This is a genomic window from Inquilinus sp. Marseille-Q2685 (assembly GCF_916619195.1).
Classification (GTDB): Bacteria; Pseudomonadota; Alphaproteobacteria; order DSM-16000; family Inquilinaceae; genus Inquilinus.
This window is the reverse complement of record NZ_CAKAKL010000004.1, coordinates 408,833-432,657: the sequence shown is the minus strand read 5'-3', so window position 1 is coordinate 432,657 and position 23,825 is coordinate 408,833. Positions and strand designations below refer to the sequence as shown.

General features: G+C 69.8%; 22 protein-coding genes. 14 read left to right on the top strand and 8 right to left on the bottom strand.

The genetic code is table 11. The features are described from left to right. Nucleotides 1–186: 186 nt before the first annotated feature. The 5 genes from LG391_RS22105 to fabA form a co-directional block, all read right to left on the bottom strand. Nucleotides 187–771 (bottom strand): pyridoxamine 5'-phosphate oxidase family protein, encoded by a 585-nt coding sequence (locus tag LG391_RS22105; RefSeq protein ID WP_225770203.1) that lies wholly within the window; start codon nt 769–771, stop codon nt 187–189. 60 nt (nt 772–831) lie between these two features. Further along, a complete protein-coding gene (locus LG391_RS22100; protein WP_225770202.1) occupies nt 832–1,131 on the bottom strand; it encodes a hypothetical protein in 300 nt (99 codons plus the stop codon). A gap of 176 nt (nt 1,132–1,307) precedes the next feature. Next, on the bottom strand, nt 1,308–2,141 hold the full coding sequence (gene fabI, locus LG391_RS22095) for an enoyl-ACP reductase FabI (RefSeq protein ID WP_225770201.1): 834 nt from the start codon (nt 2,139–2,141) through the stop codon (nt 1,308–1,310). Beyond that, on the bottom strand, nt 2,138–3,355 hold the full coding sequence (gene fabB, locus LG391_RS22090) for a beta-ketoacyl-ACP synthase I (protein ID WP_225770200.1): 1,218 nt from the start codon (nt 3,353–3,355) through the stop codon (nt 2,138–2,140). Before fabB ends, fabI begins: the two co-directional genes overlap by 4 nt. A gap of 19 nt (nt 3,356–3,374) precedes the next feature. Further along, nucleotides 3,375–3,911 (bottom strand): 3-hydroxyacyl-[acyl-carrier-protein] dehydratase FabA, encoded by a 537-nt coding sequence (fabA, locus tag LG391_RS22085; protein WP_034834198.1) that lies wholly within the window; start codon nt 3,909–3,911, stop codon nt 3,375–3,377. 172 nt (nt 3,912–4,083) lie between these two features. Between fabA and LG391_RS22080 the strand changes: the two genes are divergently transcribed. From LG391_RS22080 to LG391_RS22065, 4 genes are all read left to right on the top strand, one after another. Beyond that, nucleotides 4,084–5,790: a tetratricopeptide repeat protein gene (locus tag LG391_RS22080; RefSeq protein ID WP_225770199.1), complete on the top strand. Its 1,707-nt coding sequence runs from the start codon at nt 4,084–4,086 to the stop codon at nt 5,788–5,790. 2 nt (nt 5,791–5,792) lie between these two features. Then, nucleotides 5,793–6,656 carry a 4-(cytidine 5'-diphospho)-2-C-methyl-D-erythritol kinase gene (locus LG391_RS22075; protein ID WP_225770198.1) on the top strand — a complete coding sequence of 288 codons (864 nt, stop codon included), beginning with the start codon at nt 5,793–5,795 and terminating at the stop codon, nt 6,654–6,656. 136 nt (nt 6,657–6,792) lie between these two features. Further along, on the top strand, nt 6,793–8,403 hold the full coding sequence (locus LG391_RS22070; protein WP_225770197.1) for a glycosyltransferase family 39 protein: 1,611 nt from the start codon (nt 6,793–6,795) through the stop codon (nt 8,401–8,403). After that, nucleotides 8,403–9,518, top strand: coding sequence for a glycosyltransferase family 2 protein (locus LG391_RS22065; protein ID WP_225770196.1), 1,116 nt, complete (start codon nt 8,403–8,405; stop codon nt 9,516–9,518). Before LG391_RS22070 ends, LG391_RS22065 begins: the two co-directional genes overlap by 1 nt. Nucleotides 9,519–9,543: 25 nt before the next feature. Here the strand turns inward: LG391_RS22065 and LG391_RS22060 are convergent, their stop codons facing one another. Next, nucleotides 9,544–10,179, bottom strand: coding sequence for a TetR family transcriptional regulator (locus LG391_RS22060; RefSeq protein ID WP_225770195.1), 636 nt, complete (start codon nt 10,177–10,179; stop codon nt 9,544–9,546). 443 nt (nt 10,180–10,622) lie between these two features. Between LG391_RS22060 and LG391_RS22055 the strand changes: the two genes are divergently transcribed. Together LG391_RS22055 and LG391_RS22050 are read left to right on the top strand one after the other, a co-directional pair. Then, a complete protein-coding gene (locus LG391_RS22055) occupies nt 10,623–11,789 on the top strand; it encodes an efflux RND transporter periplasmic adaptor subunit (RefSeq protein ID WP_225770194.1) in 1,167 nt (388 codons plus the stop codon). Further along, nucleotides 11,786–14,932 carry an efflux RND transporter permease subunit gene (locus tag LG391_RS22050; protein WP_304608548.1) on the top strand — a complete coding sequence of 1,049 codons (3,147 nt, stop codon included), beginning with the start codon at nt 11,786–11,788 and terminating at the stop codon, nt 14,930–14,932. Before LG391_RS22055 ends, LG391_RS22050 begins: the two co-directional genes overlap by 4 nt. 120 nt (nt 14,933–15,052) lie before the next feature. Here the strand turns inward: LG391_RS22050 and LG391_RS22045 are convergent, their stop codons facing one another. After that, nucleotides 15,053–15,613 (bottom strand): ankyrin repeat domain-containing protein, encoded by a 561-nt coding sequence (locus LG391_RS22045; protein WP_225770193.1) that lies wholly within the window; start codon nt 15,611–15,613, stop codon nt 15,053–15,055. 143 nt (nt 15,614–15,756) lie between these two features. On the opposite strand from LG391_RS22045, the gene LG391_RS22040 reads away from it, so the two are divergent. The 4 genes from LG391_RS22040 (at nt 15,757) to LG391_RS22025 (ending at nt 19,652) form a co-directional block, all read left to right on the top strand. Then, nucleotides 15,757–16,410, top strand: a complete 654-nt coding sequence (locus LG391_RS22040; RefSeq protein ID WP_225770192.1) for a peroxiredoxin — start codon at nt 15,757–15,759, stop codon at nt 16,408–16,410. Between the two features lie 19 nt (nt 16,411–16,429). Continuing rightward, nucleotides 16,430–16,675 carry a hypothetical protein gene (locus tag LG391_RS22035; RefSeq protein ID WP_225770191.1) on the top strand — a complete coding sequence of 82 codons (246 nt, stop codon included), beginning with the start codon at nt 16,430–16,432 and terminating at the stop codon, nt 16,673–16,675. A 131-nt stretch (nt 16,676–16,806) separates the two neighbouring features. Next, complete coding sequence (locus LG391_RS22030; RefSeq protein ID WP_225770190.1) at nt 16,807–17,424, top strand: hypothetical protein; 618 nt, start codon at nt 16,807–16,809, stop codon at nt 17,422–17,424. A 434-nt stretch (nt 17,425–17,858) separates the two neighbouring features. Next, nucleotides 17,859–19,652, top strand: a complete 1,794-nt coding sequence (locus tag LG391_RS22025) for an ABC transporter ATP-binding protein (protein ID WP_225770189.1) — start codon at nt 17,859–17,861, stop codon at nt 19,650–19,652. Nucleotides 19,653–19,692: 40 nt separating this feature from the next. On the opposite strand, the gene LG391_RS22020 is transcribed toward LG391_RS22025, so the two are convergent. Beyond that, nucleotides 19,693–20,601, bottom strand: a complete 909-nt coding sequence (locus LG391_RS22020) for a LysR family transcriptional regulator (protein WP_225770188.1) — start codon at nt 20,599–20,601, stop codon at nt 19,693–19,695. Between the two features lie 110 nt (nt 20,602–20,711). Here LG391_RS22020 and LG391_RS22015 point away from each other — a divergent pair, with 110 nt between their 5' ends. From LG391_RS22015 to LG391_RS22000, 4 genes are all read left to right on the top strand, one after another. After that, nucleotides 20,712–21,452, top strand: a complete 741-nt coding sequence (locus LG391_RS22015; protein ID WP_225770187.1) for an SDR family oxidoreductase — start codon at nt 20,712–20,714, stop codon at nt 21,450–21,452. A 27-nt stretch (nt 21,453–21,479) separates the two neighbouring features. Beyond that, the gene (locus LG391_RS22010; protein ID WP_225770186.1) at nt 21,480–22,379 is read left to right on the top strand and encodes an SDR family oxidoreductase; all 900 of its coding nucleotides are present in this window, start codon (nt 21,480–21,482) and stop codon (nt 22,377–22,379) included. 100 nt (nt 22,380–22,479) lie between these two features. After that, nucleotides 22,480–23,406 (top strand): SMP-30/gluconolactonase/LRE family protein, encoded by a 927-nt coding sequence (locus tag LG391_RS22005; protein WP_225770185.1) that lies wholly within the window; start codon nt 22,480–22,482, stop codon nt 23,404–23,406. 11 nt (nt 23,407–23,417) lie between these two features. After that, nucleotides 23,418–23,825, top strand: a complete 408-nt coding sequence (locus LG391_RS22000; RefSeq protein ID WP_225770184.1) for a fosfomycin resistance glutathione transferase — start codon at nt 23,418–23,420, stop codon at nt 23,823–23,825.

Genomic DNA, 23,825 nt, shown 5'->3' with positions numbered 1-23,825 from the left:
GCGATCCGCTGGCCATAGTCGACCCCGGGCTGCGGCGCCTCCACCGCTTCCGTGCGGGTGGCCTCGATGATCTCCATATGGACGTCCGCCGCCCTCGCGGCCCCCGATCCCAACCTGCGAGCCGACGCCCACGCAGCCTTTCCCTCCCTTGCCGGAGGGCGGAGGGGGCTGCGTGCGTCCGTGCGCCTATGGCGTCACCCGGCCGGGACCGGGTCCTCCCTCGAACAGGCCGGTCGGCAGCCCGTCGATGCTGTGGGTGTTCTTCTGCCGGCGATAGGCCTCCAGCCCCTCCTGCTTCTCCTTCGCCTCGGCCCAGCGCGCCAGGGTCGGCCGTTCGCCGACATGGTCGAACAGCGGCACGCCGAAGCCGCAGGAGGTCTGCACCAGGTCGATGTCGAGCCGCACCATCTGCCGGGCGCCCAGCGGCTCCTCGCCACCGAATTCCGCCGCCAGCAGGCGGGCATAATCCGGGCCGCCGCGGCGCAGCACCCGGCCGGCGCCGTACAGCCGCAGGATCATCGGCGCGCCCTCGAAGGCGCAGAACATCATCGTCAGCCGGCCGGTGGCGCGCAGATGCGCCGCGGTCTCGTTGCCGCTGCCGGTCAGGTCGAGATAGACGACCGTGTTCGGCCCCAGCACCCGCAGCATGTCGGTGCCGCGCGGCGAGACGTTGACGCGCCCGGTCGCGGCGGCGGAGGCGGTGAAGAACACCCTCTGCCGCAGGATGAACTCCCGCAGGGCCGGCGGGATCTCCGGGAACTGCTTGGCCATGGCTCTTCCTTCCGCGGACGGCGCCGGATCGTAGCCGACATGCACCAGACCGCGAAAGCGTCAGGGCCGGCTGGGCCGGATCACGCAGGAGATGTTGGCGCCCCGGACATAGGTATAGGTGCGGTCGGACAGCCAGCCGGTGCGGTAGGTGTAGATCGTCCCGGTCGGATCGACCGAGACGCCGTAGACGTCGGAGGTGGCGAACACGATCACGCCGCGCGCGCTGGTGCAGATGATGGAGTAAGATTCCATCTCGTCGACCGGGGTCGGCCGCTCGGCCGCCCGGGACGAGGCAGCGGCGATCAGGCAGGCCGCGATCGCCGTCCCGCACAGGATCCGCTGAACCGTCACACGCCTCATGGCCAGTCCCATGACCTGCCGGGCAGGCATCATATCAGCGGCCTCGAGGCCCTATCCATCAGCCTTTTTTCGTCATGGCGAGGCGCGCAGCGCCGTGGCCATCCAGAGGGCGGTGCCGCTGGATGGCCACGCCCTTTCGGGGCTCGCCATGACAGGTTGTTGGCAGGAGAGGCGGCCTACGCCTCGGCCGCCTCGCTGTTGCGCGGCGCGGCCGGCATGCCGATGGCGTGATAGCCGCCGTCGACATGGTGCACCTCGCCGGTGACGCCGGTCGACAGCGGTCCCAGGAGATACAGGGCGGCGCCGCCGACCTCGTCCAGGGTGACGTTCTTGCGCAGCGGGCTGTTCTGCTGGTTGAAGCGGAACACGTAGCGCGCGTCGCCGATGGCGCTGCCGGCCAGGGTGCGCATCGGCCCGGCCGAGATGGCGTTGACCCGGACCCCCTGCGGGCCCAGATCCGCCGCCAGGTAGCGCACGCTGGCCTCCAGCGCCGCCTTGGCCACGCCCATGACGTTGTAGTTCGGCATCACCCGCTCGGCGCCGAGATAGGTCAGCGTCAGCAGGCTGCCGCCGTCCGGCATGATCGCCGCCGCCCGCTTCGCCAGCGCGGTGAAGCTGTAGCAGCTGATCCGCATGGTGCGGCTGAAGTTCTCGGCCGTGGTGTCGAGGTAGCGGCCCTTCAGCTCTTCCTTGTCGGAATAGGCGATGGCGTGGACCAGGAAGTCGATCGACCCCCATTCCGCGCCCAGCCGGTCGAACAGGGCGTTGATCGTGCCCTCGTCCTCGACGTCGCAGGGCGCCAGGAAGCTGGCGCCGATCGACTGGATCAGCGGCTCGACCCGCTTGCGGAAGGCGTCGCCCTGGTAGGTGAAGGCCAGCTCCGCCCCCTCGCGCGCCAGCACCGAGGCGATGCCCCAGGCGATCGAGTGGTTGTTGGCGACGCCCATGATCAGGCCGCGTTTGCCGGCCATCAGGCCGGTGCCGCGGCTTTCGGTCGTAGAGGAGGTCATGCAGCGTACCGCTTGAAGACGAGCGTCGCGTTGGTGCCGCCGAAGCCGAAGCTGTTGGAGAGCACGCAGTTCAGCCCGGCGTTGTCGATCCGCTCGCGCACGATCGGGAAGCCCTCGGCCGCGGGGTCGAGGGTCTCGATGTTGGCGCTGGCGGCGATGAAGTCGTGCTTCATCATCAGCAGGGAATAGATCGCCTCGTGCACCCCGGCCGCGCCCAGCGAATGGCCGGACAGCGACTTGGTCGAGTTGATCTTGGGGGCGCGGTCGCCGAACACCTCGCGGATCGCCCCCAGCTCGGTGACGTCGCCGACCGGGGTCGAGGTGCCGTGGGCGTTGATGTAGTCGACCGGCCCGTCGACCGTGGCCAGCGCCTGGCGCATGCAGCGCACCGCGCCCTCGCCCGAGGGGGCGACCATGTCGTAGCCGTCCGAGGTGGCGCCGTAGCCGACCAGCTCGCCATAGATCTTGGCGCCGCGGGCCTTCGCGTGCTCCAGCTCCTCCAGCACCACGGTGCCGCCGCCGCCGGCGATGACGAAGCCGTCGCGGTCGCGGTCATAGGCGCGGCTGGCGCGCTCCGGCGTGTCGTTGAAGCGCGAGGAGAAGGCGCCCATGCTGTCGAACAGCACCGACAGGGTCCAGTGCAGCTCCTCGCCGCCGCCGGCGAAGACGATGTCCTGCTTGCCCCATTGGATCAGCTCGGCGCCGTTGCCGATGCAATGCGCCGAGGTCGAGCAGGCGGAGGAGATCGAGTAATTGACGCCCTTGATCTTGAACGGCGTCGCCAGCGTCGCCGAGTTGGTCGACGACATGCAGCGCGGGACCATGTAGGGGCCGATCCGCTTCGGCCCCTTGTCGCGGGTGATGTCCGCGGCGTCGACCTGGTTCGAGGTCGACGGCCCGCCGGATCCCATGATCAGCCCGGTGCGCTCGTTCGAGACGTCGCTCTCCTCCAGCCCGGCATCGGCGATGGCCTGGGCCATGGCGATGTAGTTGTAGGCGGCGCCCGGTCCCATGAAGCGCAGGATGCGCCGGTCGACATGGTCGGCCGGGTCCAGCTTCACCGTGCCGTGGACGTGGCAGCGGAAGCCCAGTTCCTTGTACTCCGGCGCCGCGACGATGCCGGAACGGCCCTCGCGCAGGCTGGCGGTGACTTCGTCCTGGTTGTTGCCGATGCTCGAGACGATGCCGAGCCCGGTGACGACGACGCGTCGCATGGTGGTTCTCCGCGGTTCGTCAGAACGCTTCGGCCGACGTGAACAGGCCGACCCTCAGATCCTTGGCCTCGAAGATGATCTTGCCGTCGACGGCGACGCTGCCGTCGGCGATGCCCAGCACCAGCTTGCGGTTGATCACCCGCTTCAGGTCCAGGCGGTAGGTGACGAGCTTGGCGTCGGGCAGCACCTGGCCGGTGAACTTCACCTCGCCGGTGGACAGCGCCCGGCCTTTGCCCGGCGCCCCGGTCCAGCCGAGGAAGAACCCCGTCAGCTGCCACAGCGCGTCGAGGCCCAGGCAGCCCGGCATCACCGGGTCGTTCTCGAAATGGCAGGCGAAGAACCACAGGTCCGGGCGGATGTCGAGCTCGGCCACGGCCTCGCCCTTGCCGTAGGCGCCGCCGTTGTCGTTGATGGTGGTGATCCGGTCCATCATCAGCATGGGCGGCAGCGGCAGCTTGGCGTTGCCAGGGCCGAACAGCTCGCCATGCGCGCAGGACAGCAGGTCTTCGTAGGTGTAGCTCGATTTACCGGTCACGGCCGCGTTGGCGCCTTCCATGGTCTCACCGACGCGCGCGACTGTAGCGTTTTTTCGGGGGCGCACAAGCCGCGAGTCGGGCGGCGGCAACGGCCATCCGACGTAGATGCGGGTTATGGTCGCGGCGAACGGGCATTGCCTGCGGCCGTCCGGCACCCTAGCTTCGGGGGATCACGGCAAACTGGACCCGCGCATGACCGTCTGGCGGACGACCCTTCTGGCCTCCTGTGTCGCGGCGACGGCGGTGCTGCGGCCGCCGGCCGCCGAGGCCGCCACCGATCCGCGCACGGTCTCGGGCGCCTATCTCGCCGGCGCCCATGCGCTGGCCGCCCGCGACCTCTCCTCCGCCGGCCGGTTCTTCAGCCAGGTGCTGGCGACCGACCCGGACAACTTGGCGCTGCTGCGGCGCAGCTTCACCCTGACCCTGGCCGGCGGCGACGTCGAGGGCGCCGCCAAGCTGGCCCAGCGCCTGGACACGGCGGACACCGCCGACCAGCTGGTCCGCATCACCCTGATCCTGCACGACGCCAAGGCCGGCAAGTGGCGCGACGCCCTGGCCCGTCTCAGGGCGATGGAGACGGCGGGCACCGCCCGGTCGGTCACCCCGATCATCGCCGCCTGGCTCCGGGTCGGCGCCGGCGACGGCAAGGCGGCGCTGTCCAGCCTCGACCCGCTGCTGAAGCAGCCGCGGCCGGATGCGCTGGCCTCGATCCAGAAGGCGCTGCTGCTCGACACTCTCGGCGACCTCGACGGCGCCCGGGCGGCCTATGAGGCGCTGGGCGAGATGGGCGGCACGGTGCGGCTGGTCGAGGGCCTGGCCGGCGTCTATCAGCGCCAGGGCCAGCGCGACAAGGCGCGCCAGCTCTACCGCAGCTTCGCCGACCAGAACGGCGACAACCTGCTGCTCGAGCCGGCGATCCAGCGCCTGGACAAGGGCGAGCGGCCGCAGCCGATCATCGGCAGCCCGGCCGAGGGGCTGGCCGAGGCCCTGTTCTACATCGCCAGCGCCGTCAGCCAGGACCGTGACGCCGAAGGCGGCGACACCGCGCTGATCTACACCCGCCTGGCGCTGTATCTGCGGCCCGACTTCCCGGTGGCGCAGATGCTGCTGGGCGACATCCTGGCCGGGCAGGACCAGTACCGGAACGCGATCGCTGCCTATGAGGCGCTGCCGGACGGCACCCCGGCCGGCTGGATGGCGCGGCTGCGCGAGACCCTGGCCTATGAGGGGCTGGAGGAGTTCGACCAGGGCATCGCGCTCGCCTCCGACCTGGTGTCGGAACGGCCGGACAGCCCGGCCGGCTATCTCCGCCTCGCCGACCTGTATCGGGCGAAGCAGGACTTCGCCTCCGCTGTCGTCGCCTATGACGACGCGGCGCGCCGGCAGAAGCGGCTGGAGGAGGTGGACTGGACCTTCCTCTACCGCCGCGGCATCGCGCTCGAGCGCGCCGGCCGCTTCGACCGGGCCGAGCAGGATCTGCGCCGCGCCATCGGGCTGAACCCGGAGCACGCCAACCTCCTGAACTATCTCGGCTACTCGCTGCTCGACCGCGGCAAGGACCTGAAGGAGGCGGAGGACCTGATCCGCAAGGCGGTCGACCTGTCGCCGAACGACGGCTACATCATCGACAGCCTGGGCTGGGTCTATTACCGCACCAACCAGATGGACAAGGCGGTGGAGACGCTGGAGAAGGCGATCTCGCTGAAGCCCGAGGACCCGACCATCAACGACCATCTCGGCGACGCCTATTGGCGGGTCGGCCGCAAGCTGGAGGCGCGCTACCAGTGGGAGGCGGCGCTGCGCACCACCGAGGGCGACCCGCCGAAGGACAAGATCGAGGCCAAGCTGGCCAACGGCCTGCCGGCCCAGGAAGCCTCGGCCCCGGTCAAGTCGAACTGATCGTGGTCCGGGGCGGCAAGGCCTGGTCCGGCACCGCGCCGGCCAAGGTCAATCTCTATCTCCACATCGTCGGCAGGCGCGCGGACGGCTATCACCTGCTCGACAGCCTGGTCGTCTTCGCCGATGTCGGCGACCGGCTGACGCTGGAGGCGGCGGACGCACCGCGCCTGGCGGTCACCGGCCCCTTCGCCGGCGCCGTCCCGCCGGGCGACGACAACCTGGCGCTGCGCGCAGTGCGGCGCCTGGCGGCGGCAGTCGGGCGGCCAGACGGCATCGCCGTCATCCTCGACAAGCGGCTGCCGGTGGCGGCCGGGATCGGCGGCGGCTCGGCCGATGCGGCGGCGGTGCTGCGCGGCCTCGCCGTGCTGTGGAACCTGGCGCCGGACGACCCGCGCCTGCTCGAGGTCGCCACCGGGCTCGGCGCCGACGTCCCGGTCTGCCTCGCCGGCCGCACCGCCTGGCTCGGCGGCGTCGGCGAGCGGCTGGAGCCGGGGCCGGACCTGGCCGGCGTGCCGATCCTGCTGGTCAATCCCGGCGTGCCGCTGTCGACGCCCGACGTGTTCCGGGCCCGGCGCGGCGGCTTCTCGGCCGAGGCCCGCTTCGCCGAGGCGCGGCCGGCGCCGGAGCGGCTCTGCGCCCTTCTCGCCGGGCGCGGCAACGACCTGGCCGCGCCGGCGATCGAGCTCGTGCCAGCGATCGGCGATGTGCTGGCGGCGCTCGCGGCGCAGCCGGGCTGCCGCCTGGCCCGGATGTCGGGCAGCGGCGCCACCTGCTTCGGCCTGTTCGACACGCCGGCCGCGGCGACGGCGGCGGAGGCGGCGCTGGCCGGGCGCGGCTGGTGGGCGGCGGCCGCGGCGCTGCTGTAACCGGTCGCAGCCTTCCGGAATGATCGGCGCTGGCCGGCCGGGGCCCGTGCTGGTATGAAGCGCGGTCGCGCGGGATCGACCGATCCGCGCGGTCGACAAGTGCAGCCCGCCACCGGGGCGGCTGCTGGGAATGCGGATGACCGACGCTCTTTCCGCCGCGTCCTCCCGGCCCGGATCCACGGGATCCGCCGGCTGGCTGCGGCTCGGCACCCCCCAGGGGGCGATGTTCTGGCTGATCCTGCTGGGCGGGCTGCTGCGGCTCGCTTTGGCCTGGGCGCTCGGCTATGGCAACGGCGAATCCTACTACGTCGCCACGGCGCGCTTCTGGGCCCTCAGCTATTTCGACCAGCCGCCGCTGTTCCTGTGGCTGACCCACGCGATGATCGGGCTCGGCGACGCCGAGCTGTGGCTGCGCCTGCCCTATGTGCTGATGTTCGGCGTCTCGACCTGGCTGATGTACCGGCTGGGGGCCTGTCTGTTCGGCGCCTGGGCCGGGGTCTGGGCCGCGCTGCTCCTGAACCTCTCGGCCGTGTTCTTCCTCAGCGTCGGCAGCTGGGTGCAGCCGGACGGGCCGCTGTTCCTGTTCCTGCTCGCGGCGGCGTACTGCGTCGCCCGGGTGGTGGTGCCGGAGCCGGAGACGGTGTCGCCCCGCGCCGCCTGGGGCTGGTGGCTCGCCGCCGGGGGCTGCTTCGGCCTGGCGCTGCTGTCGAAGTACCACGCCGTGCTGATCATGGCGGGGCTGCTGCTGTTCCTGCTGACCACGCCGGGCCGGCGGCGCTGGCTGATCCATCCGGCGCCCTGGATCGCTGTCGTCATTGCCGTCGCGATCTTCTCGCCGGTGCTGATCTGGAACGCCGAGAACCAGTGGGTGTCGTTCCTGTTCCAGGGCGGCCGCAGCTCCGGCGGGCGCTTCCGGTTCGACTGGCTGGGCCAGAACATCGGCGGCCAGGCGATCTGGCTCTTGCCCTGGGTCTGGGCGCCGATGATCTGGGTCTTCATCGCCGGGCTGATCCGCGGCCCGAAGGACCTGCGCGGCTGGTTCCTGGTCAGCCTCGCCATCATCCCGATCCTGCTGTTCACCGCGGTCGCCTCCTGGGCCAGGATCGGCGCCCATTTCCACTGGCAGGCGCCGGGCTACCTGCTGCTGTTCCCGCTGCTCGGCGCCGCCACGGCGCGATGGCTCGAGGCCGGCAGCCGGACCGCCCGGATCTGGCTCAAGGCCTCGGGCATCGCGACGGTGGTGGTCCTGGTCGTCCTGGGCAGCCACGCCGCCACCGGCTGGATGCGGGCACTGCCCGGGCTGGGGCCGACCGAGATCTGGGACCCGACTCTGGAGGGGCTGGACTGGACCGACCTGCGCGCCGCGGCGCAGGAGCGCGGCTGGTATGACCGGCCGGGCCTGTTCGTGGTCGGCACGCAATGGCACCAGACCGGCAAGATCGACGTCCAGCTCGGTGACCGGCTGCCGGTGCTGTGCCTGTGCCGCGACCCGCGCAACCTGGCCTTCGGCTGGAACCAGATGGACTTCGCCGGCCATGACGCGGTCATCATCGGCCAGGACGAGTTCCTGAAGGATTTCGACGAGCGCTGGCGGCCCTACTTCGCCTCGGTCGAGCCGCAGCCCGACATCATCGTCCATCGCGGCGGCCGGGCCGAGCTGACCCTGCACGTCTACACCGCGCGCGGCTTCAAGGCGCCGTGGCCGCTGCCGCTGCCGCCGGACGCGCCCTGGGTGACGACCAAGTGATGCGCTACGAACTCGCCGTGGTGGTGCCGACGCTGAACGAGGTCGGCAATGTCGGGCGGCTGGTCGAGCTGCTCGACCAGGCGCTCGCCGGGATCGCCTGGGAGGTGATCTTCGTCGACGACGATTCGACCGACGGCACCGCCGAGGCGGTCTACAAGATCGCCGAGACCCGCGACAATGTCCGCTGCCTGAAGCGGATCGGCCGGCGCGGCCTGTCCTCGGCCACCGTCGAGGGCATGATGGCGACCGGCGCGCCCTATCTGGCCGTGATGGACGCCGACCTGCAGCACGACGAGACGCTGCTGCCGAAGATGCTGGAGCGGCTCAAGGCCGACAAGCTCGACATCGTCGTCGCCAGCCGCTTCCTCCCGGGCAGCGATCTCGGCACCTTCTCGGAGAAGCGCGAGCGCCTGTCCGGCCTCGGCATCCGCCTCGCCCGCATGGTGGTGCCGAAGGAGCTGACCGATCCGCTCAGCGGCTTCTTCATGCTGCGCCGGCCGCTGATCGAGGAGGTGGCGGACCGGCTGAACGGGCAGGGCTTCAAGATCCTGCTCGACATCTTCGCCTCGGCCGGGCGCACGCTGCGCTTCGCCGAGCTGCCCTTCGTCTTCCGCAGCCGGCTCAGCGGCGAGAGCAAGCTGGACTTCGCCGTCAGTCTGGAATTCCTGATGCTGATCTTCGACAAGCTGCTGGGCGGCACGATCCCCGCCCGCTTCATCCTGTTCGTCATGGTCGGGCTGTCCGGCGTGGCGGTGCAACTGGCCCTGGTCGGGCTGTTCCTGCATGCCTTCGGCTGGGACTTCTACTGGGCCCAGGCGGCGGCGACGGTCGGGGCGATGACCTCGAACTTCGCCCTCAACAACCGCATCACCTACCGCGACAAGCAGCTGCGCGGCCGCGACTTCCTGCGCGGCCTGCTGTCCTTCTATGCCGCCTGCGCCATCGGCGCCGTGATCAACCTGCAGGTGGCGGAGTTCCTGTTCGAGCAGCAGGTGCCCTGGGCGCTGGCCAGCTTCCTCGGCGCCGCCCTGTCCTCGGTCTGGAACTTCGGCGTCACCTCGACCTTCACCTGGAGCAAGCGCCACCGCCCGCGGACCCAGGCAGCCGGGGAATAGCGTCCGGCCGCCTGGAGCGCGGACGTCAGCAGACCGCCGGCTCGGTCTCGCGCCGGAACGACCGGAACAGCTCGCCGACGCTGCGCGTACCGGTCTCGACCAGGTCGAAGCGGCGGCCGAAGCGGATCCAGTCGACCATCAGCCCGACCATAAGGCAGGTCAGGGTGCTGGCCGCCACCTCCGGCGGCCAGGCCGGGCTCAGCCGGCCGGACTCCTGAGCCATCTTGAAGGCCCGGTTCATCGTCGCGCGCATGTGGTCGTGCGCCTCGCGCTGGCGGGCCAGCGCCGCCAGCATCTCGCCGACATACTCGCAGCGGCAGGTCAGGATGGTGAAGACGCGCTGGCGCTGCTCGTCCTCGGTCAGGGCGACGAAGCTCTCGACCGTCGCCTGCTCGATCAGCCCCAGCGGGTCGGGATGGCCGTCGGCCATCGCCCGCTCGACGATGTCCTCCGCCGGCAGCTTCACCCGCTCGTGCAGCGCCTCGAACAACTCGACCTTGTTCTTGAAGTGCCAATAGATGGCGCCGCGGGTCACCCCGGCGGCGTTCGCGATCAGCTCCAGCGAGGTGCGCGACACCCCGTCGACGAAGAACAGGCGCTCCGCAGCGTCCAGGATCTTTTGCCGGGTCTCTTCCGCCTCGGCCTTGGTGCGGCGTGCCATGTCTCTACTCCTCTCCCCCTTTTTCCTCTTTACATACGTGCAAGTATGTATATAAGTCCATCCCATCGTGCCGCTTCGGAGGCCCCGAGGCGTGTGCGGTGCAAAAGAATCCGACAGCGGGAAGGGGTTGTCGTGAGCTTAGCCATCCGGGGGCCGGAGCATGCCCCGACGGAATTCCGTCTTTCCGAGGGCCGGCTTCCACGTCTCTCCCGATAACAAATCTTAACAGTCGGCCCGGGCTCCGGCATTGCCCGGGCAGCCAGGAGCAGGCATTCTGGGGGTATGCCGATATGGCGGTGTGGGGGCCGGGGGAAACGTCGAGGGGGTCTTCCGCATCCCTGATACATACATTCCAGAATGTATGTAAATCAATCCTGCACTGCGTCCTGTCGTCCGAATATGTTGTGCAGTGCAGCAAACTCTCAGGCAAAGGTGCGGTCACCGTGAGCAAGACGTCATCACTTCGCGCCGTCGCGTTGGCCGTCACCCTGGCCGCCGCGCCGATTCTTGCATCTTGCAACGAAAACACCGGTGAAGCCCAGGCCCAGACGCAATCCGCGCCCCCGCCGCCGGAGGTGACGGTGCAGGAGGTGGCGGCCGGTCCGGTGCCGCTGACCTACACCTATGCCGCCCGGGTCTCCGCCTTCCGCGAGATCGAGGTGCGGGCCCGCGTCGGCGGCATCCTGTTGAAGCGCGACTACACCGAGGGCGAGCGGGTGACCGAGGGGCAGGAGCTGTTCCGCATCGACCCCGCCACCTACCAGGCCGAGGTGGCGCGTGCCCAGGCCCAGCTGCAGCAGTCCCAGGCCCAGCTCGCCAACGACCGCATCAACGCCGACCGCGCCGCCAAGCTGTTCGCCGCCCGCGCCGGGTCGGAGCGCGACCGGGACGACACCGCGGCCCAGGTGCGCACCTCCGAGGCGGCGGTGGCCGCCGCCCAGGCGCAGCTGAAGACGGCGCAGCTCAACCTCGACTACACGACGGTGACGGCGCCGCTCGGCGGCATGACCAGCATCGAGGAGGTGCCGGAGGGCAGCCTGATCAGCGTCAACGGCCTCCTGACCCGGATCACCCAGCTGGATCCGGCCTATGTCAGCTTCTCCTTCAGCGACGCCGATTTCGCCGAGATCCGGCGGCTGCTCGACGAGGGCAAGGCCGACGGGCCGAAGGACCGCCGCTTCCCGGTGTCGGTCAGGCTCGGCGACGGGCGGACCTACGATCACGGCGGCACCATCAACTTCACCGACAGCATCGTCGACGACCAGACCGGCACGATTCGCGCTCGCGCCGTGCTGCCGAATGCCCAGGGCCTCCTGATGCCGAACCAGTTCGTCCGGGTCACGGTCAGCGGCCTGACGCTGAAGCAGGGCATCGTGGTGCCGCAGGTGGCGGTGATGCAGGGCCCGCAGGGTCCCTTCGCCTATGCGCTGGGCGAGGGCAACAAGGCCGAGGCCCGGCCGCTGACGCTCGGCCGCGAGGTCGAGGGCGGCTGGCTGGTCGAGAGCGGCCTCAAGGCCGGCGACCGCATCATCACCGAGGGCGTGATCAAGGTCCGGCCGGGCAGCCCGGTGCGGCCGTCCGAAGCCAAGGTCGCGCAGGTGGCCCCGTGATCTCCCGCTTCTTCATCGACAGGCCGGTCTTCGCGGCCGTCCTCTCGATCGTCATCACCCTGGCCGGGCTCGTGGCCATGCGGGTGCTGCCGATCGCGCAGTATCCGGAGATCGTGCCGCCCGAGGTGACGGTCTCGGCCAGCTATTCCGGGGCCAGCGCCGAGACCGTGGCCCAGACCGTCGCCGCGCCGCTGGAGCAGCAGATCAACGGCGTCGACAACATGCTGTACATGCGGTCGACGAACACCGGCGACGGCACCATGACGCTGACCGTCACCTTCAAGATCGGCACCGACCCCGACCAGGCGACGATCAACGTCAACAACCGCGTCCAGCGCGTGCTGCCGACCCTGCCGCAGGAGGTGCAGCGCACCGGCGTCCGCGTCGACAAGAAGTCGAGCTCGATCCTGCAGGCGGTGATCCTGCATGACGAGAGCGGGCAGTACGACCCGATCTACCTGAACAACTACGCGCTGCTGAACGTCATCGACGACCTCAAGCGCGTGCCCGGCGTCGGCGACGCTTCGCTGTTCGGCGCCGGCAAGGACTATTCGATGCGGATCTGGCTGCGGCCGGACAAGCTGGCGCAATACAACCTGACGCCCAGCGACGTCTCCGCCGCGATCCAGGAGCAGAACGCCCAGTTCGCCGCCGGCCGCTTCGGCGAGGAGCCGGACGCGAACGGCCTCGCCTTCACCTATTCGGCGACCACCGACGGCCGCCTGCCGAATGCCGAGGCCTTCGAGAACATCATCCTGAAGTCCGACAGCAACGCGGCGACGCTGCGGCTGAAGGACGTGGCGCGGGTCGAGCTCGGCGCCCAGGCCTACAATTCCGCCGCCAACTACAACGGCAAGCCGGCGGCCGCGATCGGCATCTATCTGCAGCCCGGCGCCAACGCGCTGGAGACGGCGGAGGGCGTAAAGGCCCGGATGGAGGAGCTGAAGCAGGCCTTCCCCGACGGCATCACCTACGCCATCCCCTACGACACCACCCGCTTCGTCCAGGTCTCGATCGACGAGGTGATCAAGACCTTCATCGAGGCGATGGTCCTGGTCGTGCTGGTGGTCTTCGTCTTCCTGCAGAATGTGCGGGCGACGCTGATCCCGGTGATCGCCGTGCCGATCTCGATCCTCGGCACCTTCGCCGGCATGTACATGCTCGGCTTCTCGATCAACCTGCTGACGCTGTTCGGCCTGATCCTGGCCATCGGCATCGTCGTCGACGACGCGATCGTGGTGCTCGAGAATGTCGAGCGCATCATGCGCACCGAGAAGCTGCCGCCGAAGGAGGCGGCGCGGAAGGCGATGGACGAGGTCTCAGGCCCGGTCATCGCCATCGTGCTGGTGCTGTGCGCCGTGTTCGTGCCGGTCGCCTTCATGGGCGGGCTGGCCGGCGAGATGTACCGGCAGTTCGCGGTCACCATCGCGGTGTCGGTCACCATCTCCGGCATCGTCGCGCTGACCCTGACCCCGGCGCTGTGCGCCCTGATCCTGAAGCCCGGCCACCACGAGCCGGCCCGGCCGTTCCGCTGGTTCAACCGGGTTTTCGACGGCATCACCTCGGCCTACACCGCCGGGGTGCGCTTCTTCCTCAAGCGCTTCGCCATCGGCCTGCTGCTGTTCGCAGGCTTCGCCGGGGTGGCGGGCTACCTGTTCCAGAAGATCCCGGGCTCGCTGGTGCCGGACGAGGATCAGGGCTACCTGATCGTTGCCGCTTTCCTGCCGCCCGCCGCCTCGCTGGAGCGGACCGAGAAGGCGCTGTCCGAGGCGACCCGGAACATCCTGAAGCACCCGGCGGTCAGCGAAAGCATCGACGTGCCCGGCTTCGACCTGCTGTCGGCGGCGCAGAAGACCTATGGCGGCGTCGTCTTCGTGCCGCTGAAGGACTGGTCGCAGCGCACCGACCCGGCGCTCGACGCGCGCAACCTGCCCGGGCCGTTCATGGGCATGAATGCCGGCATCAAGGACGCGATGGTGCTGGCCTTCAACCCGCCGCCGATCATGGGCATGAGCACCACCGGCGGCTTCGAGGCTTATATCCAGGACCGCACCGGCGCCGGCTATCCGGCCCTGGCCGAGGCGACGCAGAGGCTGGTCGAGGCCGCGGCCAAGCGGCCGGACCTGGCCGGGGTGCGGTCGATGTTCAACATCGCCATCCCGCAGTACAAGCTCGACGTCGACCGCGAGAAGGCGCGGGCGCTGGGCGTGCCGATCTCGTCGATCTTCGACGCGATGCAGGCCACCTTCGGCAGCCTCTACGTCAACGACTTCACCCTCTACGGCCGCAACTACCGGGTCAGCCTGGCGTCCGAGGGCAGCTTCCGCCAGCGGCCGGAGGATCTGAAGCAGGTCTTCGTCCGTGCCGACAGCGGGGCCATGATCCCGATCGACGCGCTGGTCAAGGCGCGCCGGGTGGTCGGCCCCGACCAGGTCGAGCGCTTCAACATCTTCCCGGCGGCGAAGATCATGGGCGGCCCGGCCCCCGGCTTCTCCTCCGGCCAGTCGATCGCGGCGATGGAGCAGCTGGCGAAGGAGGTCCTGCCGCAGGGCTATGCCCTGGCCTGGACCGGCTCGGCCTTCCAGGAGCAGTCGGCCGGCGGCTCCGGCAATCAGGCGCTGCTGTTCGGCCTGGTCATGGTGTTCCTGATCCTGGCGGCGCAGTACGAGCGCTGGTCGCTGCCGATCGCGGTGCTGACCGCCGTTCCCTTCGCCCTGTTCGGGGCGCTGGTCGCGGTGTGGCTGCGCGGGCTGCAGAACGACGTCTACTTCCAGATCGGCCTGGTCACCCTGATCGGCCTCGCCGCCAAGAACGCGATCCTGATCGTCGAGTTCGCGGTCTTGAAGCGGGAGGAGGGGATGAGTGCGTTCGAGGCGGCGCTGGAAGCGGCGAAGCTGCGGTTCCGGCCGATCGTGATGACCTCGCTGGCCTTCATCCTGGGCTGCCTGCCGCTCGCCATCGCCAGCGGCGCCGGCTCGGCCAGCCGTCATTCCATCGGCACCGGCGTGATCGGCGGCATGCTCGCCGCCACCGTCATCGCCACCTTCTTCATCCCGATGTTCTACCGGCTGATCGCCTGGCGCGATCGCAAGAAGCCGGCAACGGAAGCGGGGCCCGCCTTCCCCCAGGCGGAGCATCCGTGAGACGGGGCCGCCCCACGGCCCCGCCTCGGTCCCGGTCGTCATTGCTGCCCCTCGACGACCGGGACTCCTAACCGGACGGGGCGCGGACCGCAACCCGCGCCCCGTCTGCGCTTCACAGGCTCAGTCCGATACGCCCGCCTTGCGCAGCCGCGCCGCGACCGAGCGGGACCGGCTGGTCTCCGCCCAGCCCAGGGCCGAGCGGCCGGTGAAGTCGCGCTGCTGGGGGTTGGCGCCGCCCGCCAGCAGCGCCTCCACCGCCGGCAGGTTGCCGTCGCGGGCCGCGGCCATCAGCGGGGTGATGCCCTGGCGGTTGGCGCGGTTGGGGTTGGCCTTGCCGTCCAGGAGAGCCCGGACGACGCCGGCATCGCCGATGTCCGCCGCCCAGAACAGCGGCGTGTTGCCCAGTGAATCGGGCTGGTCCGGCTGGGCGCCGAAGCGCAGCAGCTCGCGCACCAGGCCCGCGCGGCCGTCGCGGGCGGCGATCACCAGCGCGGTGCGGCCGTCCGCGTCGGTCGCGTTCGGCGGCGCCCCGCTCAGCAGCAGGGTGCGGACCTGGTCGACATCGTTGGCGTCAACCGCGCGGATCAGCTCCGGCGCCCGGCGCAGCACGTCGATCTCGGCCGCGGCCGGGCCGCTGAGCGTGAGAAGCAGCGCCGCGGCGATGCAGGGGCCTCGTCTCATCTCGATCCTCCGGCTGGCCCGCCGGCCCGGCAGGCCCGGGCGCGAGCTTATACCGCGTCCCGCCGCCCGGGCCAGCCGGTTGGCCCCTCGCGGCAGCTGGATTATCCTCTGCCGACGCCGCAGCCGTCATCAGTGAGCCCGCCATGACCGAGACCTCTCCCCAGCCCAGCCTGCCCCGCCTCGGGCAGGTGGCCCCGCCCTTCGAAGCCGAGACCACGCACGGGCGCCTGGCGCTCGAGGATTTCCGTGGCAGCTGGGTCGTGTTCTTCTCGCACCCGGCCGACTTCACCCCGGTCTGCACCACTGAATTCGTCGCCTTCGCCCGGATCGCCCCGGCGCTGAAGGAGCGCGGGGTCGAGCTGCTGGGCCTGTCGATCGATAGCATCTACGCCCATCTCGCCTGGACCAAGCGGATCGAGGAGCTGTTCGGCACAAAGATCCCGTTCCCGGTGATCGCCGACGGCGACCGCAAGGTGGCGACGCTCTACGGCATGATCATGCCGGAGCAGTCGGGCACCGAGACCAGCCGCTGCGTCTTCGTCATCGACCCCGCCGGGGTGGTTCGGGCGATGATCTACTATCCGCTGACGACGGGGCGGAACATCGACGAGATCCTGCGCCTGATCGACGCGCTGCAGACCACCGACAAGCACAAGGTCGCGACCCCGGCCGACTGGCGCCCCGGCGACAAGGTGATCGTGCCGGCGCCGCGCACGATCGAGGACGCCGAGGCCCGGGCCGAGGGCGGTTACGAATACACCGACTGGTGGTACTGCAAGACCGAGGTCAAGGGCTGATCCGGGGCGTGCCTGGACCGTGGCCTGCATCAACCCCGACGGCACGCTGACCGAGGTGGCGAAGCGCAGCCTCACCCTGCTCGCCGTCCCGCACACCGCGGCGCGGCTGGCCGAGGCTGCCGGCCTGCCGCTCTGGCGGGTCCGCGCCACCCTGCGCGAGACCGGCCGGGCGAAGCTGATCGCCTGCCTCGATCCCGACGCCGCCGATCCGTCCTGGCAGCTGACCGATCTTGGCGTCGAAGCCCTGGAGCTGAGTCAGGACTGATCCTGCTTTACTGATGCATCACAATGGGATAAGGGTCTGCCTTGAAGCACCATGTGAGCCGGGTCGCATTTCGGATTCTGTCGGCCCGGCTTCTGCGCTAGAGTGCGGGCGATGGATCTGCGGGGGTACCGATGAGGATGATGAAGGGTTTTGCCGCGGCCGCGTTGGCCGCCATGGCGCTGGTGGCCTGCCAGGAGGCACCACCGAAGCCGCAGACGGGGGGGCTGTTCCCCGACGTCGGCAACTACCAGCCGGTGAACCTGCCGGCGAAGGCGCAGCTGACGCCGACCGAGGTGCGCTACGACCTGCTGGTCAAGCTGCAGACCGAGATGATGGTCACCGGGCTGAGTTGCAAGGAAGAGTTCAACGATCCGATCATCTTCCGGACCTTCAGCCAGTGGGTGGTCAACAACGACGACCGGATCCTGGACACCCAGGACAAGCTCGGCAAGCTGCTGGCCAAGTACAACAAGGGCAACGGCGCACGCCTGTTCGACACCTACCGCACGAAGATGGCGAATGACGAGTCCCAGCGCATGCAGCGGATGACTCAGGCCGCCTACTGCCTGGCGCGCAAGGACCAGTTCGCCGAGGTGGTCAAGTACAACCCGCAGCAGCTGGACGACTATCTGAACAAGTCCTACGAGATGCTGCACACCCGCTACAACGAGGTCGGGGCGAAGACCCAGACCGCGGCGGCGCCCGCCGACAAGACGGCAGCTCCGGCCGTCAAGCCGAAGAAGCCGTAAGGACCAGTTTTCTCTTTTGCCGATCCATCCGGAAAGGGCCGCGCGAGCGGCCCTTTTTCGTCTCGGGCCGGTGCCGGCCCGACAGTCTTCCCATAGCGGCCTTGCCGAAACATTCTGTCGCTGGTATCAAGAACGTCCCGCTGGTCGCGGCGGGTTGAACGGCGTCCACGAAACGGCAGAGGGGAGTTGCAGTGACATCGCCACGCATCGTCAGCTCCCCGGACCTGCGCCATTAGGTAGGTCCGCCTCCGCGCTCCCGGCCGGTCTGGCCCCGGGGGCCTCCGGACCCTCGCCGAGGACGCCCAAGAGCCTTCAACGCCCGGGCGTCCCATCCCGAAACCCTCAGATCGCCGTCGGCGCCGGGCCCTTGCCTCCGCCGACTCGCCTGAACCGTTCAGCCGGGAGGATGCCGCTTCGGCGGTGTCGGAACGACCGTGGCGCTAGACCAGACCACCAACCAGAATCCTCTGCTGCGCGTGCTGCGCTTCAGCTTCGGCCATTGGCGCCGCCATCCGCTGCCGATCACGGCGGCGATCGGCGGCGTGCTGGCCTCCACCGCGATCGACGTCGTGCTGCCGGTGTTCGCCGGCCGCATGGTCGACGCCATCGCCTCCGGCCCCGGCGGCTATGACGCGGCGCTGCAGGCGCTGCTGACCATCGTCGCGCTCGGCATCGTCTATGTGGCGCTGCGCGACACGGTGTTCCGCGCCATCATCCGGCTGACCACCCGGATCATGCAGGCGATGACGCAGGAGGCGTTCTGGCGCGTCCAGCGCTTCTCCACCGACTGGCACGCCAACAGCTTCGCCGGCGCCACGGTCCGCAAGATCAATCGCGGCACCTGGGCGATGGACCTGCTGAACGACGTGATCCTGGTCGAACTGCTGCCATCGATCCTGGTGCTGCTCGGCGCCACCGCCCTGCTGGCGGCGCGCTGGCCGATGATGGGGGCTGCGGTGGCGGTGGGCGTCGCCCTGTTCCTGCTGGTCAGCCTGGTGCTGGTGCTGCGCTACGTCGCCCCGGCGGCGCGGCTGGCCAACGAGATGGATTCGAAGCTGGGCGGCAACCTGGCGGATTCGATCGGCTGCAACGCCGTGGTGAAGACCTTCGGCGCCGAGCGGCGCGAGGACGCCTTCATCGCCCGCACGGTCGAGACGTGGCGCCAACGTACCATCCGCACCTGGCATCGCGGCACCAACTCCGGCACCACCCAGAACCTGATGATGGTCGGGCTGAACGGCATGGTGCTGGGCATCGGCCTGTGGCTGTGGGGTCGCGGCCTGGCGACGCCGGGCGACATCACCTATGTCCTCGGCACCTATGCGCTGATCCACGGCTATCTGCGCGGCGTCGGCATGCATGTCCGCAACCTGCAGCGCGCGGTCAACGACATGGAGGAGCTGGTCGACTTCATGGACCAGCCGCTCGGGGTCGAGGACCGGCCGGCGGCGCCGGCGATCAAGGTCGAGGCCGGCCGCATCGACTTCGACGCCGTCACTTTCCGCTACCATGGGCAGAAGGAGCCGATCTATGACGGCTTCACCCTGACCATCGCCCCGGGCGAGCGGATCGGCCTGGTGGGCCATTCCGGCAGCGGCAAGAGCACCTTCGTCAAGCTGGTGCAGCGCCTCTACGACCTGAACGGCGGCGCCATCCGCATCGATGGCCAGGACATCGCCGGGGTGACGCAGGAAAGCCTGCGCCGCCAGATCGCCCTGGTGCCGCAGGAACCGGTGCTGTTCCACCGCTCGCTGGCGGAGAACATCGCCTATGGCCGGCCCGACGCGACGATGGAGCAGATCGTCGACGCGGCGAAGCAGGCCTATGCCCACGACTTCATCTCGCGCCTGCCGCAGGGCTACGACACGCTGGTCGGTGAGCGTGGGGTGAAGCTGTCGGGCGGCGAGCGCCAGCGCGTGGCCCTGGCCCGCGCCATCCTGGCCGACGCCCCGGTCCTGATCCTGGACGAGGCGACGTCCAGCCTGGACAGCGTGTCGGAATCGCTGATCCAGGCGGCGGTGGAGAAGCTGATCGTCGGACGCACCACGATCATCGTCGCGCACCGGCTGTCGACCGTGCAGAAGGTCGACCGGATCCTGGTGTTCGACCGCGGCCGGATCGTCGAGCAGGGCACCCATGCCGAGCTGGTGAAGCGCGAGGGCGGGCATTACCGCGAGCTGTTCGAGCACCAGGCGATGGGGCTGATCGACGGCCAGGAGGCGGCGTAAGCCGCCTCCCATCGACGGCTAGGGGCGGCGTAAGCCGCCTCTAACCACCCTCCGCCGACGGCAGGCGGGCGGCGAACTCCGCCGCCAGCCAGTCGATGAACACCCGCACCCGCGGCGACAGCTGCCGGCTGTGCGGGTACAGCACATAGACCGGCGAGGGGGCGGGCGGCATGTCGGCCAGAATCTCGACCATGGTGCCGGCCGCCAAATCCTCGGCCAGGCGGTAGCGCGGCAGCTGGATCAGCCCCAGCCCCAGCCGGCCCGAGGCGAAGTAGATCTCGGCCCCCGCCGCCGACACCGTCACCGGCAGAGTCACGTCGCGCCGGGCGCCGCCGACCGTGAACTCCAGCGGCAACAGCGCGCCGGTGGCGGAGGACAGGAAGCCGACCATCCGGTGGCCCTCGAGCTCGTCCGGCGTGCGGGGCGTGCCGAAGCGCTCAAGATAGGCCGGGCTGGCGAAGGTGCCCTCCTGCAGCACAGCGATCCGACGCCCGATCAGCGCGCTGTCGGCGGGCTGGCCAACCCGCAGGACGCAGTCCACGCCCTCGCGGACCAGGTCGACGAAACGGTCGCCCTCACCGAAATGCAGCTGGATCTCGGGGTATTCCTCCAGGAACCGCGGCAGGCCGGGCATCATGAAGGACCGGGCCAGGATGCCGTGCACGTTCACCCGCAGCAGCCCCCTGGGCCTGGCTCCGGTGAAGGCGGCCTCGGCCTCCTCGATGTCCGCCAGGATCGACAGGCAGCGCCGGTAATAGGCCTCGCCGTCCAGCGTCGGCCGGACCTGCCGGGTGGTCCGCTGCAAGAGGCGCACGCCCAGCCGTGCCTCCAGCTGCTTGACCCCTTCGGTGGCGGTGGAACGGGGCAGGCCGAGATCCTGCGCGGCGAGCGAGAAGCTGCGCCGCTCCACCACCCGCAGGAACAGCCGCATCGCATCCAGCCGGTCCATATTAATTGTTCCCAGTTTTTGAATTATGATGCCAAATCAAAGCAGATTATCCGGAAAGCGGTAAGCTCCATCTTCCCCTCACCGACACGATGTCGGGTTCGGAGGACAAGATGAGCGAACAGAACCTCAAGGTCGCGATCGTGACAGGCGCCTCGCGCGGCATCGGCGCCGCGATCGCCGAGCGGCTCGGCCGGGACGGCTTCACCGTCGTCGTCAACTACGCCGGCAATGCAGAGGCCGCCGAGACGCTGGCCCGCGGCATCGAGCAGGCGGGCGGCCGGGCCCTGACCGCCCGGGCCGATGTCGCCGATCCCGTCGCGGTGCGCCGCATGTTCGAGGCGGCCGAGACAGCCTTCGGCGGCGTCGACGTGGTGGTGAACAATGCCGGCGTCATGCAGCTGGCGCGGATCGCCGACACCGAGGACGGGCTGTTCGACCGGACGGTGGCGATCAACCTGAAGGGCACCTTCAACGTGCTGCGCGAGGCCGCGAAGCGGCTGCGCGACGGCGGCCGGATCGTCAATTTCTCGACCAGCGTGGTCGGCACCAAGCTGGAGGGCTACGGCGTCTACACGGCGACCAAGGCCGCGGTCGAGGCCCTCACCGGGATCCTGGCGAAGGAGCTGCGCGGCCGCGGCATCACCGTCAACGCCGTGGCCCCGGGCCCGACCGGGACCGACCTGTTCTTCAACGGCAAGTCGCCGGAGCTGATCGAGCGCCTGGCCAAGGCCGCGCCGCTGGAGCGGCTGGGCACGCCGCAGGACATCGCCAACGTCGTGTCCTTCCTCGCCGGCCCGGAGGGCGGCTGGGTCAATGGCCAGGTGCTGCGCGCCAATGGCGGCCTGGTCTGACAGGCTGCCTCTCGAGGAGAACAAGCCATGAGTTTCGTCATCGTCGTCACCGGCGCGTCGAGCGGCTTCGGCCTGATGGCCGCCCGTGCCCTGGCCCACGCCGGCCACACCGTCTATGCCAGCATGCGCGACACCGCCGGCCGCAACGCGCCGCAGGTGGCCGAGGTCCAGGCCTATGCCAGGCAGCACGGCGTCGACCTGCGCACGGTCGAGCTCGACGTCGCGTCGCAGCCTTCGGTCGACGCGGCGATCGCCAGGATCATCGCCGACAACGGCCGGCTCGACGTCGTCGTCCACAATGCCGGCCACATGGTCTACGGCCCGGCCGAGGCCTTCACGCCGGAGCAGCTGGCCCAGCTCTACGACATCAACGTGCTGAGCACGCAGCGGGTCAACCGCGCCGCCCTGCCGCAGCTGCGCAAGCAGGGCCGGGGGCTGCTGGTCTGGGTATCCTCCAGCAGCACCCGCGGCGGCACGCCGCCCTATCTGGCGCCGTATTTCGCCGCCAAGGCCGGGATGGACGCGCTGGCGGTCAGCTATGCCGGCGAGCTGGCGCGCTGGGGCATCGAGACCGCGATCATCGTCCCCGGCGCCTTCACCAAGGGCACCAACCACTTCGCCCATTCCGGCACGCCGGCCGACGCGGCGCGGGCGGAGGAGTACGCGAAGGGTCCGACCGCGGATTTCGGCGAGGTCGCCTTCAAGGGACTGGCGGCGCTGGAGCCGGCGGATGCCGACCCGCAGGCGGTGGCGGACGCCATCGTCCGGGTGGTCGACACGCCCTTCGGCAAGCGCCCGTTCCGCGTGCATATCGACCCGTCGCAGGACGGCGCCGAGATCGTCAACGGCGTCGCCGACCGGGTGCGGGCGGAGCTGCTGCGGCGGATCGGGCTCGAGGACATCCTGACGCCTCGGACGATCGGCTGACCGCCGGCCGGATCGGCCTGGACGGGATCGGCAACAGCGGTATCGTGCGGAAGCCGATCACGAATCCGCGCCCGGGCCGGGCCGATCCGACGGAGGAACCATGCCCGACATCCGCATCCTCGCCGGCGGTCTCCAGTTCCCAGAGGGGCCGGTGGCGGAGGCCGACGGCTCCGTGCTGCTGGTCGAGATCCAGCGCGAGACCGTCAGCCGGGTCCGGCCCGACGGCTCGGTCGAGGTGGTGGCGCAGCTCGGCGGCGGGCCGAACGGCCTGGCGGTCGGGCCGGACGGTGCGCTCTATGTCTGCAACAACGGCGGCTTCCTGTTCCATCTCGACGGCGGCTTCAACCGCATGCGACGCGGCGTCCATCCGCACTACACCAGCGGCCGGATCGAGCGCCTCGACTTGGCCACCGGCGAGGTTCGCACCCTCTACGACCGCTGCGGCGATCATCCGCTGCGCGGCCCGAACGACATCGTCTTCGACCGCTCCGGCGGCTTCTACTTCACCGATTTCGGCAAGCACCGCGAGCGCGAGCGGGACTATGGCGGGCTGTATTACGGCCGTGCCGACGGCTCCGGCATCGTCGAGGTCGCCTATCCGATGGAGACGCCGAACGGCGTCGGCCTGTCGCCGGACGAGTCGGTCGTCTACGTCTCGGAAACTGAGACCGGCCGGCTCTGGGCCTTCGACCTGGAGGGGCCGGGGCGGGCGAAGAGGCACCCGTTCCCGTCGCCGCATGGCGGCCGGCTGGTCTGCGGCCTGCCGGGCTACCAGCGCTTCGACAGCCTGGCGGTCGATGCCCGGGGCAACATCTGCGTCGCCACGCTGATCACCGGCTGCATCACCGTGATCGCTCCGGACGGCACCGTGCTGGACCAGGTCATGCTGCCGGACGACCCGATCGTCACCAACATCTGCTTCGGCGGGCCGGACCGCAGGACCGCCTACATCACCCTGTCCGGGACGGGGCGCCTGGCAGCCATGGATTGGCCGGAGCCCGGGCTCGAACCAGCCTATGTCCGATGAGGCGATGCGCCATGGTCACCGGCATCAATCACATCACCCTCGCCGTCGGCGACGTCGAGAGGTCCTTCCGCTTCTATGTCGATGTGCTGGGGCTGAAGCCCCTGGCGAGGTGGAGCCGCGGCGCCTATCTGCTGGCCGGGGATCTCTGGTTCTGCCTCAGCGCCGATGAGAAGGCGCGCTCGTCGCCCCATCCCGATTACACGCACATGGCCTTCAGTGTCGCCGACTTCGACGCCTGCTCGAAGCGGCTGGCGGATCACGGCGCTCCGATCTGGCGCCTCAACAAGAGCGAGGGAGCGTCGGTCTATTTCCTCGATCCGGACGGCCACAAGCTCGAGATCCATGACGGCGACTGGCGGACGCGCCTGCAGTCGATGCGGGACGACCCGTGGGAAGCCGGGATCGAGTTCTTCGAATAG